This window comes from Paracoccus sp. R86501 (genome assembly GCF_042466435.1).
Classification (GTDB): domain Bacteria; phylum Pseudomonadota; class Alphaproteobacteria; order Rhodobacterales; family Rhodobacteraceae; genus Paracoccus.
The window spans coordinates 917,059-931,045 of record NZ_JAXHPZ010000001.1; the positions used below are offsets into that span (position 1 = coordinate 917,059).

General features: G+C 61.3%; 10 protein-coding genes and 1 tRNA gene. 4 read left to right on the forward strand and 7 right to left on the reverse strand.

Annotated elements, in window-relative coordinates; genetic code table 11:
* Window positions 1-33 precede the first annotated feature (33 nt).
* The 3 genes from SJY40_RS04530 to SJY40_RS04540 form a co-directional block, all read right to left on the reverse strand.
* Window positions 34-1,203, reverse strand: coding sequence for a HEPN/Toprim-associated domain-containing protein (locus SJY40_RS04530; protein WP_378943259.1), 1,170 nt, complete (start codon window positions 1,201-1,203; stop codon window positions 34-36).
* A 335-nt stretch (window positions 1,204-1,538) separates the two neighbouring features.
* On the reverse strand, window positions 1,539-3,344 hold the full coding sequence (locus SJY40_RS04535) for a DUF6538 domain-containing protein (protein WP_378943262.1): 1,806 nt from the start codon (window positions 3,342-3,344) through the stop codon (window positions 1,539-1,541).
* A 115-nt stretch (window positions 3,345-3,459) separates the two neighbouring features.
* Window positions 3,460-3,534: transfer RNA gene (locus SJY40_RS04540), tRNA-Gln, on the reverse strand.
* Between the two features lie 97 nt (window positions 3,535-3,631).
* Between SJY40_RS04540 and SJY40_RS04545 the strand changes: the two genes are divergently transcribed.
* Window positions 3,632-4,807 (forward strand): NAD(P)/FAD-dependent oxidoreductase, encoded by a 1,176-nt coding sequence (locus SJY40_RS04545; protein ID WP_378943264.1) that lies wholly within the window; start codon window positions 3,632-3,634, stop codon window positions 4,805-4,807.
* Here the strand turns inward: SJY40_RS04545 and SJY40_RS04550 are convergent.
* The 4 genes from SJY40_RS04550 to SJY40_RS04565 are packed head-to-tail and all read right to left on the reverse strand — an operon-like array spanning window position 4,804 to window position 9,371.
* Entirely contained in the window at window positions 4,804-6,084 is a 1,281-nt protein-coding gene (locus tag SJY40_RS04550; RefSeq protein ID WP_378943266.1) for a mechanosensitive ion channel domain-containing protein, read from the reverse strand. The genes SJY40_RS04545 and SJY40_RS04550 overlap by 4 nt on opposite strands.
* A gap of 17 nt (window positions 6,085-6,101) precedes the next feature.
* On the reverse strand, window positions 6,102-6,944 hold the full coding sequence (kdsA, locus tag SJY40_RS04555; RefSeq protein ID WP_378943268.1) for a 3-deoxy-8-phosphooctulonate synthase: 843 nt from the start codon (window positions 6,942-6,944) through the stop codon (window positions 6,102-6,104).
* The gene (locus SJY40_RS04560) at window positions 6,941-8,734 is read right to left on the reverse strand and encodes a capsule biosynthesis protein (protein ID WP_378943270.1); all 1,794 of its coding nucleotides are present in this window, start codon (window positions 8,732-8,734) and stop codon (window positions 6,941-6,943) included. Before SJY40_RS04560 ends, kdsA begins: the two co-directional genes overlap by 4 nt.
* Window positions 8,718-9,371: an ABC transporter ATP-binding protein gene (locus SJY40_RS04565; protein ID WP_072297339.1), complete on the reverse strand. Its 654-nt coding sequence runs from the start codon at window positions 9,369-9,371 to the stop codon at window positions 8,718-8,720. Before SJY40_RS04565 ends, SJY40_RS04560 begins: the two co-directional genes overlap by 17 nt.
* Window positions 9,372-9,715: 344 nt before the next feature.
* On the opposite strand from SJY40_RS04565, the gene SJY40_RS04570 reads away from it, so the two are divergent.
* From SJY40_RS04570 to SJY40_RS04580, 3 genes are all read left to right on the forward strand, one after another.
* On the forward strand, window positions 9,716-10,681 hold the full coding sequence (locus SJY40_RS04570; RefSeq protein WP_378943272.1) for a TAXI family TRAP transporter solute-binding subunit: 966 nt from the start codon (window positions 9,716-9,718) through the stop codon (window positions 10,679-10,681).
* 82 nt (window positions 10,682-10,763) lie between these two features.
* The gene (locus tag SJY40_RS04575; RefSeq protein ID WP_378943274.1) at window positions 10,764-13,568 is read left to right on the forward strand and encodes a TRAP transporter permease; all 2,805 of its coding nucleotides are present in this window, start codon (window positions 10,764-10,766) and stop codon (window positions 13,566-13,568) included.
* Complete coding sequence (locus SJY40_RS04580) at window positions 13,561-13,986, forward strand: universal stress protein (RefSeq protein ID WP_378943276.1); 426 nt, start codon at window positions 13,561-13,563, stop codon at window positions 13,984-13,986. Before SJY40_RS04575 ends, SJY40_RS04580 begins: the two co-directional genes overlap by 8 nt.
* The last annotated feature ends 1 nt before the right edge of the window (window position 13,987 follow it).

The following is a 13,987-nucleotide window of genomic DNA, read 5'->3' on the forward strand; positions in this document are numbered from 1 at the left end:
GAGTGGCAGAAGAACGTGAAGAGCCCTTTGCAGTCATTCAGGTTGCTGTACTGAACAGCCAATGCAAGCTTCGACGATGAGATCAAGAACCGTTTCCATTTTCTCGAAAGGATAATGGTCAGCGCGACTCGATCTAAGAAACTCGTTCTGTTGTGCACTCTTTCCCTTGGGGGTCTGGTCTATCGAGCCTTGATATGTACCCGCGCGCTGCTCATAGTTCGTCCATCTTATACGGCAGTCGGGCGGAAGCTTAAGATAGCATTCGATAGCGGCGGCTTTGCCATTAATATCGGCCAGATGCTCGCCGCTCGGTCCGATGGTTGGAAAGCTTTTGAACTCTTCGAGGTCTGGCAGTTTAATCGCGTTGATGCCACCAAGCTTCTTGAGGGCCGCGAGGGATAAGACGCCGACAGTATCGTTGTCAAAGATGGCCAGCACACCATCGGCCTTCCCAATGCTTCGCAATCCCGTCATGAAGTTCATTAGGTTGCCGTGGCCACCGAACGGATAGTTGTCTTCCATGTCAACGAACTGGAAGAAATCGGCGATCTCGGGGCGCAGGATCGCGAAGGCATGCTGGATCACCTTAGTGTCGCTGGTGCCTTCGGTTACGAGAAGGAAACCTTGTCCATCCGCACCGACGGAGAAGTCCTTCCTCTCAAAGTAACCGCTTTCGACAACATCCATAAAGTCCCATTGGACGACCAGATCAAGGTTTTCGGGGCGCTCTGCAAGAACCCGCAGTGTGTCGTAGGGATTCAGTCGATCAAGTAGCGTGCTAAGATCCCAAGACGGTGATTGACCATAGCGACCATTCACCGGGTCCTCCAACCGCTTTTGGTATTCCGCAGGAAGAAGGCCCGCATGATCATCAGTGCTATCGTCCTCCACGAGGGAGGCAAGATCGACATTCCGTACAAGCTTCAGCACATCTGCAAATGGAATGTCATGCGGTTCGTCATAAGTCACGTAGGGGTTGTCAAACCGATGTTTGATCGCAGGAAGAGTCGATCCGAGAAGCTCTAGGCGTGGAAGGATTGAGCGCAATGTCGCGCGAAAACCCTCTACTTGCTTCGGTTCGTACTCCCTGTTGAGGGTGACGCTGTCCGTAGGCAAATAGATAGATTGGTGTGTCGTGGTGCTGAAGTTGCCACCTGACTCAAGATGGAAGTTTCCAATGCGGAAGTCTGAATAGGTGCCCAACGCTGATCCTCAATGCTTGCGACCGCAGTAGCATCGTTATTTCTCACGAGCGTCAAGCCAAACGTTGAACCAATTGCACTTGGTGGGGCTACCTGCCTTTTGTGGGTTTCGTGAGCCCCATCCTACCCTCTCCCCCTTAAGTTAGAAGTGGCCGGTTCGTCCCGCATAGCAGACCTTGGCTGTCGAAAAATGCTGCGCGACGCACGAATGACCGCTTCGGTGAAGCCGCGCCGCGGCGTGGTCACCCAATCCCAACGGCGGGGCTTTAGGCCGAAAACGACCTAGGCAGCAAGGAATAGCATTGGTCTGCATCCACCTTGGTTGATATTCAGCCATCAGAACACGCGCGGCAGTGCGTTTATCAGTGGCTGCAGCAGTGGCATGGGCGTGCGCTGCCCATAGCGGCGATCTTCCTCGGAACTGATGGCGTGGCCGAGCAGGTGGTGGCGTGAAAGCTCAGGCACTTCCTGCCGGTAGCGCAGCTCGTCGGTGACGTAGTGTCGGAACGAGTGGAAGTTCTTCTTCGCGGCATTCTGGCCCAGCTGGGCGTGCAGCAACTTGTGCCAGTTGAAGCTGATCGCATCCGACAATGTGCCGCGTCCCTTGCGCTGTTTCAGGTCAGGGAAGATCTGTCCTGTTGCGACATGGCCGACATGTTCCATGAAACCCAGTTCCAGCAGATGTGGATGGATCGGCACCTTGCGCTGCGACGGGCGGTTTTTGAGCCGCCTGATCTCGGTCGGGCGGAAGTGGAAGGCCGGGATGCCATCCTCGGTGATGATGTCCTCGCGCGCCAGGCCCGCGATCTCCTCGCGCCTTGCGCCTGTGTAGGCGGCAATCAGCGGCAGCCAGTAGAGCGCATCCTTGATCACCACATCACCGGGCTGCGTGCGCCGCCCGGCGCTTAGGCAGCCTTGCCAGACCGGGCCTGCGAAGATGCGCTTCAGATCCTCGCGACTGAATGAGGCGACCTTATCCTGTTCATTCTCGGGGTCCGTTTCGCGCAGGTCCCGCGTATCCAGAAGGGGATCGAGTGGAATGCCCTCCGAGCGGGCATGCTTGATGATCTGGCCAACAAAACCGAGGTTGCGGTTGATCGTCGCCGCCGCGAAGCCTTGCTTGCCTCCTGCCGCTTCCGTGGCGGCGATGATCTGCTGCAGCGTCATCTCCCGTTCCTTTGGAGTCTTTCGATAGGTCGGCGGCAGGGCGTGCATGATGTTGCTGAATGCCATCAGGTGTTCTTGCCGCAGCGCCCGAATATCGGTTATACCTGTCGCCTCCCGCAGAAGCTCGGCGGTCTTGCGGATCTGGTAGGCGGTCTTGTCGGTCACGCGTCCGCGCTTTTCCTTACGGCCCGCTAGGCGATCGGCCACGGCCTCCAGTGCCGGGTCGAAGGCGGGTTCAGGTTCCGGGGCAGGGTGCTGAATAGCCTCTGGCGCTGTCCGAGGCCCGTCAGGTTGCTCGCCCTCCCGAATCCGGCTGGCCATCCGCATGGCGTCCTCGAAGCCGCTCTCGAGGCTGTCCTGCGAGGACAGCAGCGCCGCTGCGCGCCCGTTGAGGTAGATGCGCTTGGCATCAAAGAACTCATGCCCGCTGATACGCTCCTTGCCTGCAATCTCGGCGACACGGCGGCTGATCTTGTTCTCCATCGCTTCCGTGGCGGCCGCCCGTCCAAGGTGGTGCTGGTAGTGGTTGATCCAATCGAGATCAGCCTCCGAATATCCACGCGCGGTCAGTTCGCGACGTTCGTCCTCGTCCAGATCCACCTCTGCACCCTTGCGCGCCACCAGGCGCAGGGCCTCGCCTGCCAGTCGGTCGTGGTGGACGCTTTCTACCGGGTTGCCGGTCTTCGGCAGATGAAAAGCCGCACGGGTGCGCCTTGCCGTGTCCTCCAGCTCATCGCGGATCACCGTCTCAAGCCACTGCCGCGCCACGTCTGGCGTCAGACCATCCATTCCCATGCGGTCGAATACCTTCTCACTTTCCGCTGTCACGATGACGGCCAGCCTGCGCGCTGTCCACGGGCAAGCGGTGCGGAGCGAGACCTGGAGGTTTCCTGCGGCTGAATTGGCACGTTTCGGAATGCGGCGACGCCACGTGTAGATCGCGCCCCGACGGAAGGTGAAATTGGCGATGCCCATGGTAGGTCCCTTGGCTGGGGACACAGACGCCATGATGGACAGTGATGATGGACAATGGTCCAGATCGGCTGTCCGTCTTCAATAAGACGATCTAGTTCAATGACTTAGAAGATATTGGCTGGGGCGGTAGGATTCGAACCTACGGTACACGGTACCAAAAACCGATGCCTTACCACTTGGCCACGCCCCAACTTGTGAGAGGGTGAATAGCTAAGCTGTTCGGGGGGTGCAAGTCGAAATTTGCAGAAATCTTGCCACTTTTTTCAATCGGGTCTATCTCGCGACCCATGGAACAGTTTGACGTCGTTATTTTGGGGGCCGGTGCTGCCGGTTTGTTCTGCGCGGGCTCGGCTTTGGGGCAGGGCAAGCGCGTTCTGGTCCTGGACCATGCCGCGACGCCGGCGGAAAAAATCCGCATTTCGGGGGGCGGGCGATGCAACTTTACAAATATGGCGACGGCGCCGGATCGGTTTTTGTCGCAAAATCGTCGATTTGCTGCCAGCGCCTTGGCCCGGTACTCGCCCGCCGACTTTGTCGCATTGGTCAACAAGGCCGGGATTGCCTGGCATGAAAAGACCTTGGGACAGCTGTTTTGCGACGGCAAGGCGACGCAGATCACCAATATGCTGCTGGATCGCATGTCCGGAGCCGAACTGAGGCTGAAAACGACGGTCGAATCGGTGGTGCGTGATTTGGATGGCTTCGCCCTACAAACCTCGTCGGGAACGATTCGCGCGAAGCGGGTTGTGGTCGCGACGGGGGGCAAATCGATTCCCAAGATCGGCGCGACCGGCTTTGCCTATGATCTTGCAAGTCAATTCGGATTGCGGATAACCGAAACCCGCCCCGCGCTGGTGCCACTGACTTTTGCCGAACAGGATCTGGCGCTGTGCAAGCCACTGGCCGGCGTTTCGCTTGACGTGCGGATCGATCACAAAGGTGGCTCATTTAGGGATGCGCTGCTGTTTACGCATCGCGGTCTCAGCGGACCTGCGATCTTGCAAATCTCCAGTTTCTGGCAAGGTGGCGAGCCCCTGCAAATCGACCTGTGCCCGCAGGCCGATGTGGCGGCGGCACTCAAGCAGCGCAAACAGGAAAGCGGCAAAATCGCCGTTTCGACGGCGCTGACCCATCTGCTGCCGGAACGGCTGGCTCAGGCTGTCGCTGCAGAGTCCGGGTTGGCAAAGGCGCGCCTGGCCGATCAGTCGAACAAGGTGCTGGATGCCTTGGGTGCGCGGCTGAACCGCTGGACGCTGCGCCCCGTCGGGACCGAAGGCTATCGCACCGCCGAGGTGACCCTTGGCGGCATCGACACCCGCGATCTGGATGCCAGAACCATGCAGGCGCTGCAGGTGCCGGGGCTGTATTTCATCGGCGAATGCGTGGATGTTACCGGCTGGCTGGGCGGGTACAACTTCCAATGGGCTTGGGCCTCGGCGGATGCGGCCGGGCGGGCGGCCTAGCGGCTTCCCGGCGACAGCAGATCCCGACCGTCATCGACGCGTCCGCGTTCGACCATTTCCTCAAAGGCCTCGTCTGGGCTGGAATCGGCAAGGCGGCGATCGGCGGGGCGGACCGGGCGGATGCGGGACGGGACCTCTTCTTCGGGTTGTTCCAGACGGATCCGGTGGATGGGTTCGGGCAGCAGATATCCTTTGGCATTCAGTTCATAGCGCAGCAGGCGGAACGCCTCGCCCCGCGCCAGATCGAAGTCGGTCCCGTCCTGCGATACCCAGCCACCGGCACGGATGACCACATGTTCGGGACCCTCGGCATCCAGCCATGCCACGGGTTCGGGACGTTTCAGAACGAAATCCATATTCCCCAGGGCACGCACGACCAGATCGCGTGCGCGTCCCAGATCAGCAGCAGGATCAATGGTCAGATCGACCATGAAACGCCGTTCCGGGTTCAAGGTATAGTTGACCAGAACTGCCTTGTAGATGATCTGATTGGGGATGCGAATATGGTCACCATCCAGCGTCAGCAGCGTTGTGCCGCGACTGGTCAGGCGAATGACGCGTCCGCGCAATCCGTTCACTTCGACCAAGTCGTTTGGGTTGAAGGGTTGGCGCAGCGACAAAAGCATGGTCGCCACGAACCCTTCGATCGTATCGCGTGCCGCAAAGCTGAGCGATAGGCCAAAGATACCGGCGGCCCCCAGCAATGTGCCCAGCAATGCCCGCGCGCCCATCAGATCCAGCGCAACCACCAGGGCCACGATCCAGGTGCAAAGGCGAATGGCCTGTGCCAGAAAACCGGCGATGAAGGGATTGGGCGCAATGCTGGCCAAGGTCCGTTCACGCCGCGACAGCCAGCCTCCCGCCAGAACGATCACCGCACCGACGGCCAGGCCCAAGCCCATGAAGGGCAGTCCGGCAATCACTTGCGTCAATCGCGACTGGAACCTTTCGCGCACCGATTCCAGACGGGTGGTCAGATCCGTGGACAGGTTGACGCTGTCCTCGATGGCCACGACGCCTTCGACGCGGGCGATCAGCGTCTTGAGACGCTCGACCGTGGGCTGTTCGGTCACCTCTCCGCTGAGGGTGACGATACCCGCATCGACTTGCGCGTTTATTTTATCGAAATCAGGTAATTGCGCCAGAATGCTGGAAATGCGGTTCAGGATCGCCAAGTCGGTGTTGACGTTGTCATGCGTGGCGATCGCCCCGCTTGGCGCAGATTGGCCCGGCGGCCCTTGCGCGATGGCAGGGGCCGCAAACAGGCCAATCAGCATGAACAGCAAGACGCGGATCATGCGGACAGCGGATCGGCCTTTGCCAACTTGTCGAAGGCCATCAGCGAGGCGATCAGCGCCGGCATGCGGTCCAGATGGATCATGTTCGGACCGTCCGAGGGCGCATTATCAGGATCCTCATGCGTCTCGATAAAGACGCCGGCCACGCCAAGCGCCACTGCCGCGCGGGCCATGACGGGTGCAAATTCACGCTGACCACCCGACGATCCGCCCTGCCCACCTGGCTGCTGGACCGAATGGGTCGCATCCATGATCACCGGATAGCCGGTACGCGCCATGATCGGCAGCGACCGCATGTCGGCCACCAACGTGTTATAGCCGAAGCTTGCGCCGCGCTCGGTCAGCAGGATGTTTTCATTGCCGGTCGAGGCTACTTTTGCCGCGACGTTCGGCATATCCCAAGGCGCCAGAAACTGACCTTTCTTGATGTTGATGACGGCGCCTGTCTGGCCTGCCGTCAGCAGCAGGTCGGTCTGACGGCACAGGAAGGCCGGGATCTGGATGATATCGGCGGTTTTCGCCGCACGGATCGCCTGTTCTGCGTCATGGATGTCGGTCAGGATCGGACAGCCAAGGCGGTCACGGACGGTCGCAAGAATGTCCAGCCCTTCCTCGATCCCCAGCCCCCGGCGACCCGAGAGAGAGGTGCGGTTGGCCTTGTCGTAGGACGCCTTGAAGACAAAGCTGGCACCTGCCTTGGCGCAGGCCTCGGCCATCTGTTCGGCGATCATCATGGCGTGGTCCAGCGATTCAAGCTGGCAGGGACCGGCGATGACGGTCAACGGAAGGTCGTTTCCGCAGGTCACCTGTCCGATCTGGACGTGTTTTGGTTGGGTCATGTGGACACCTGTTCGCGAAGGATGGAAGCCGTCAGGGACATCATCAGGTAGATACCCGAAAAGATCAGGAAGGCCACGATCGTATTCTGGAATGCCTTGGGATAGGTCGCTTCGTCCGGCGCGATGGGGGACACCGAAAGCGACAGATAGCGGACCTGCTTGTTCGCCTCGATACGCGCGGATTCCATCTGGGCGGCGGATGCGGCCAGCATCTCTTGCCGGGTGGCCATCTCGGCCTCGGCGACGCGCAGTTGGCCACCGATGGCAGCCAAGGACGTGCGCGTGTCGTTGCCCTGCGTCAGTTGCAGGCGGGTTTCCGACACCAGATCGCGCAGCCGCTCGATGTCACCGCGCACGGCGTCCACGCGGCTCTGGACTGGACGTGAATTGGCCAGCAGCTGCCCAAGCTCCAATTGCTTGGCGGTCAGCTGGCTCTCCAGCTCGGTCACCTTGCTCATGACGACGCCGCTTTCGGCGACGGGGTCCAGGACGCCAAGGGTCTGCTGCAATTCTTGCACGCGCTGCTGGGCGGCCAGCATCTTGGCCTCGGCATCCTGATAGGTCTGGATCGCACCATCCATCTGGTCGGCGCGCATACGCGAAGTCATCGCGTCAACCTGTTGTTCTGCATAGGAAATCAAAGCGCGCGAAAACTCGACGCTTAGCTGCGGGTCCGGGGCGATGACTTCCATGTTCAGGACACCTTCGGTCGGATCATAGCCGATCTTGACCGAATCCTGATAGACATCGAAGGCAGATTCATTCGTCGCATCGGCATCCAGACGCTTGACCGGATCCATGCTGGGGTCCTGATAGGCGCGCTTAAAGCCCTTGTCGGCATCAAGACGCATCATCGCATCACGCGACGTCAGATAGCTTTGGACCGCAACCGAATCCGTGTTTGTCCCCAAGCCCGATCCGCCCAGAAGACTGCTCATGCCACCGCCGCCGCCGCCATCGGCCGTCTGGATCTGGAACTGCGTGAAGGTCGCATAAAGCGGCGATGCGACCTTTCCGTAGTACCAACCGACGGCAAAGGTCGGGATGAAGACGAAGAACAGCAGGCGGAAGGCCAGCATCATCATCCGCTTACGACGGCGACGCGCCAGATCCTTCTGGATGCGATAGATCTCGGCGGCGCGCTTCTCCTCGGTCAGGTCCTCGCGCGATGGAAGGGCGGGCGTCTTGCCGCGGTTGTCGCCGGGGGTCAGCGCAGGCAGGCCGGCGGAACCGGGGGTGCGCAGGGCAGGGATAGAAGATTTCGGATCGCGGGGCGGCTCGGCGCCCTTGGCACGGCTGCCTTCCGACGACAGGATCCGCCCGACGGCGCTGCGCTGTGAGGGATCGATGCCACGTTCGCGCAGGCGCAGGATGGCCTCTTCGTTCGAGGCGAAGTCGATCTGGTGCAGCTTGGCAATCCGCCCGGCGATGCGCAGCTGGCGTTCGGTCAGTTTTTCGGCCCGCACGGCGGCCAGCTGTTCTTCGGTCACCTCGGACGCGGCGGCCTGATCGGCAGGCTTTTCGGCAAGCTTGTTCTGAGGCTCGGTCATGCGCAGGTCGCCAAAACCATCCTCGACCGGTTCGGTCGCCAGGAATTTCTGCAACCGCGCGTCTTCATCCTGCGGGGCAGAGGGGGCGGTCTTGCGGCTGACCTCCAGATGGACCTTGGGCGCGGGCGATGCCTGCGGGGCGGCGCTCGGTTCGGGATCATGGGTCTGCGGCGCAGTTCCGGGCGTGACGGATTCGGAAATCGAAGCGTGATAGCGACGCGCTTTAGGAGGTGTAGTCATAGTATTGCTTCGCCTCGTCCAAGGTCTCGAACATGTACAATTTGCCATCGCGCAGGATGGCGGCCCGGTTACAGAACTTTTCGATCGTGGTCGGCTGGTGTGACACAACGATCGTCGTCGCGGTCTTCAGCCGGTCGAACAGCACACGACCCGCCTTGCGGTTGAATTCCGCATCGGTGGTCTGCGGCATGCCTTCGTCGATCAGGTAGATGTCGAAATCCAGCGCCAGCAGCAGCGCAAAGGTGAACCGCTGCCGCATGCCGCTTGAATAGGTGCCGACGGGCATGTCGAAATATTCGTCGATGTCGGTTAGCCAGCGGGTGAAGGCAGACACGTAATCCGGGTCCAGCCCATAGATCCGCGCGATATAGCGGGCGTTTTCGTTCCCCGTGTGCCGGGTGATCAGCCCGCCCATGAACCCAAGGGGGAAGGACACGCGGCAATTGCGGCGGATGCGGCCTTCGTCGGGCTGCTCCAGCCCGCACATCATGTTGATGAGCGTGGTTTTTCCCGTGCCGTTCGGCGCCAGGATGCCAAGCGAATTGCCCAGTTCGACCTGAAATGAGGCCCGATCAAGGATGATCTTGTGCTGTTTCCCCGTCCAGAACGACTTGGAGACGCTGTCAAACTCTAGCATGGCGTTGTAATACCGAAATAATTTGGGCGCGAGGCATGCCATGCAGCAGTCGGTCGCTGCACGGGGCGACATTAGGGTGGCGGGCGGATGCTGTCTACCCTTGCCACGATGGCGCGCCCACCCCGACGATGACCAGCGATCATTGTCGCCAATTTGAGACGAAATGACCCTTAAACCCTGCACATGACAACGAAAAGCCGGTGACCCTGCCGCGCGGGAACCCGTCGATATGCCGCGCGGTTGCCCTTGGGGATTGTCAAAGCCGCAGGGTGCTTTAACCTTGGCGGCAGGCATGAGGGTCGTTGCAAGGCGACCTCGTCATAAAAACTAAGGGAGATAGCCGCATGAGCAAATTGAAACCGATCCTGATGGGGGCCGCATTCGCGTTGTCCGCATCGCCGGTTCTTGCCCAGCAGGAACAGTTCATCACCATCGGCACCGGCGGCCAGACCGGCGTCTATTACGTCGTCGGCCAGTCGATCTGCCGTCTGGTCAACCGTCAGACCGCCGACACCGGCCTGCGCTGCACCGCCCCTGCGACGGGCGGTTCCATCGCCAACATCAATGCCATCAAGGCGGGTGACATGACGATGGGCGTGGCGCAGTCGGACTGGCAGTATCACGCCTATAACGGTAGCTCGGATTACGAGGGCGATGCCTTCGACAAGCTGCGGGCCGTCTTTGCCGTGCACCCCGAACCCTTCACTGTCGTCGCCCGCGCCGATTCCGAGATCGCCAATTTCGAAGACCTGAAGGGCAAGCGCGTCAACGTCGGCAACCCCGGCTCGGGCTCGCGCGGCACGATGGAGATCGTTCTGGATGCCATGGGCATGTCGATGGACGACTTCTCGCTGTCCTCGGAACTGCGTCCGGCAGAACAGTCGGCGGCACTGGGCGACAACCAGGTCGATGCGATCACCTATACCGTCGGCCATCCCAACGGCTCGATCCAGGAAGCGACTTCGACGGTCGAATCCAAGCTGGTCACCGTCGCGGGACCGGCCATCGACAAGCTGGTCGAGGATAACCCCTATTACGCCAAGGCCACCATTCCCGGCGGCATGTATGCGGGCAACGACGAAGACACCGAAACCTTCGGCGTCAAGGCGACCTTCGTGACCTCGGCCGACATCCCCGAGGAAACCGTCTATCAGGTCGTCAAGGCCGTCTTCGACAACTTCGACCGCTTCAAGGGTCTGCACCCGGCCTTTGCCAACCTTGAACCGGAAGAAATGATTGCCGATGGCAACAGCGCCCCCTTGCATCCGGGCGCCGAGCGGTATTACCGCGAACAGGGCTGGGTCGAGTGATCCTGGTCTGAAACGGGGCGGTCCTGCGGGGCCGCCCTTTCAATAAGAAGCCATTGAAACAACAAATTGACGAGGGGGCGGGATGGACGAAGACGACACGAAGAAGCGCCAGCAACAGGCCAGCGCGGTCGAAATGCAGGCAGCGGGCCGCGGAGAGCTGTCGCAGGCCGAACTGGACGAACTGGTTGCTTCCTCGGACACGGGCGCACGGACGCCCCCCGGTTTCGTCGGCAAGTTCATCCTGGTCGTGGCCTTCTGCTGGTCGCTGTTCCAGCTGTGGATCGCCTCGCCCCTGCCGTTCATGTTGAACTTCGGAATCATCAGCGCGACCGACGCGCGGGCCGTGCATCTGGCCTTCGCGATGTTTCTGGGTTTCATGGCCTATCCTGCTGAAAAGTCACCATTCCAGATAGGTCTGGGTGTCGCCGTTCCCGTGCTTCTGGCAGGCCTGTTCATCTATGGCGCACCCTCCAGCATGCCGGTCTGGTTCATCGGGATGGCAGCGGCGGGCGTCGTCGCGGCGGTCCTTATGGGCAGCCCCAAGATCCGCATTCCGTGGTGGGAATGGGCGCTGGCGATCCTGTCGGTCGTCGCCACCATGTACGTCTTTGTCTACAGCGATGAACTTGGCCGCCGCGTCGGCGCGCCGATCACCCCCGACCTGATGGTCGCGGTCGTCGGCATCCTGCTGCTGCTGGAGGCCACGCGCCGCAGCCTTGGGCCGGCGCTGATGATCGTCGCGACCGTCTTCCTGGTCTATACCTTCCTTGGCCCCTACATGCCGTCGATCATCGCGCATCGCGGCAATTCCCTGACCGAGGTCGCCAACCACCAGTGGATCACCACGGAAGGCGTCTTCGGCATCGCGCTTGGCGTGTCCACCAGCTTTGTCTTCCTGTTCGTGCTGTTCGGCGCGCTGCTGGATAAGGCCGGTGCAGGCAATTACTTCATTCAGGTGGCCTTTTCGCTGATGGGCCACATGCGCGGCGGACCGGCCAAGGCGGCTGTGGTCAGCAGCGCGATGACCGGCCTGATCTCGGGGTCGTCCATCGCCAACGTTGTCACCACCGGTACCTTCACCATCCCGCTGATGAAAAAGGTCGGCTTCAGTTCCGAAAAGGCGGGCGCGGTCGAAGTTGCATCCTCGGTCAACGGTCAGATCATGCCGCCCGTCATGGGGGCTGCGGCCTTCCTGATGGTCGAATACGTCGGCATCCCCTATTTCGACGTGGTCCGCCACGCCTTCCTGCCCGCCACCATCAGCTATATCGCGCTGGTCTATATCGTCCATCTTGAGGCGATGAAGGCCGGGATGGAGGGTCTGCCGCGATCCTATACCCCGCCGCCGATCCTGCGCCGTCTGCTGACCGCCGCCTTCATCATCGCGGGCATCTGCGCGCTGTCGATCGCCGTCTATTACGGCATGGGTTGGATCCGTCCCGCCTTTGGCGAGGCATCGCCCTATGTCGTCTTTGCGCTGCTGACCGCCGCCTATGTCGGTCTGCTGTGGATCGCGTCGCGCGAAGAACCCCTCGAGATCGACGATCCTAACGCCCCCGTCACCGCGCTGCCCCTGCCGGGACCGACGGTGCGGTCGGGTCTGCACTTCATCCTGCCGGTCGTGGTACTGGTCTGGGCGCTGATGGTGGATCGTCTGTCGCCGGGCCTCTCGGCTTTCTGGGCGACGGCCTACATGATCTTCATCCTTGTCACGCAGCGTCCGCTGATGGTGCTGTTGCGTGGCAGCGACCGCACCGGCAACAGCACCACCGGCCATGCCATCCGCGCAGGGGTCAACGATCTGGTCAACGGCATGATCTCGGGCGCGCGCAACATGATCGGTATCGGCATCGCCACGGCGACCGCAGGCATCATCGTCGGCGCGGTCAGCCAGACCGGCGTCGGATCGGCGCTGGCCGATGTGGTCGAGGTTCTGTCGGGCGGCAACCTGTTGGCCATTCTGGGTCTGACGGCAGTGCTGTCGTTGATCCTGGGGATGGGTCTGCCGACGACTGCGAACTATATCGTCGTCTCGGCGCTGCTGGCGCCTGTCATCGTGACGCTTGGCCAGCAGAACGGTCTGATCGTTCCGCTGATTGCCGTGCACCTCTTCGTCTTCTACTTCGGGATTATGGCCGACGTGACACCGCCCGTTGGTCTGGCGTCATTCGCCGCCGCCGCCGTTTCGGGGGGCGATCCCATCCGCACGGGCGTCGTAGCCTTCTTCTACAGCCTGCGGACGGCGGCATTGCCGTTCCTGTTCATCTTCAACACCGACCTGTTGCTGATCAACGTGGACTTCCTGCACGGGATATTCGTCTTCGTGACGGCGACCATCGCCATGCTGCTGTTCGCGGCGGCGACCCAAGGCTGGTTCCTGGCCCGCAACCGCATCTGGGAAACCGTGCTGCTGCTGGTCATCGCTTTCAGCATCTTCCGGCCGGGCTTCTTCTGGGAATACGCCTTCCCGTCCTATCAGGAACGCCCCGCGACCGAATTCGTGCAGGCGCTGGGTGACAGCGAGGTCGGCGACGGCCTGCGACTGCGGATCTCGGGGCTGGACGACATCGGCAGCCCGGTCGAATTCGTCGCCCTGCTTGAAGTTCCCGAGGGCGAGACCGGCGAAGACCGTCTGGCCGCCGCCGGCATCGACCTGATCACCGACGGAGACCGCGTCGTCATCGACAACGTCGCCTTCGACAGCCCCGCCCAAGAGGCCGGTCTAGATTGGGATCAAACGATCATGTCGGTCAATGCGCCGGTCGAAGCGCCGTCGAAATACTGGATCTATATCCCTTCCTTCCTGCTGCTGATGCTGGTGGTCTGGGCGCAACGGCGGCGTCTGCCGTCGGGTCCGGCCCCGCGAAAGGATCAAGCCAATGCATGACAACATCCTGCTGCCCATCGATCTTCAGCACCCCGAAAGCTGGGAAAAGGCCCTGCCGGTCGCCAAGCGGCTGGCAGGGGACAGCGGCACCATCCACCTGCTGGGCGTCGTCCACGACTTCGGCAGCTCGATGGTCGCCACCTTCCTGCCCAAGGGATACGAGACCCGCGTCCTGCAGGCCATGAAAGAGGCGCTGGACGCTTTTGCCGACGCCCAGTTCGACGATCCGTCGCGCATCCATACCCATGTCGGGCACGGCAACGTCGCCGAGACGATCCTGAAGTCCGCGCGAAAGTATCAGGCCGATCTGATCGTCATGGCCAGCCATCAGCCCGACGAATTGCGCAGCATCCTTGTCAGTCGCGATGCCAATGCCGTGGTCCGGCATTCACCCGTCTCGGTCATGGTGGTCCGCTAAG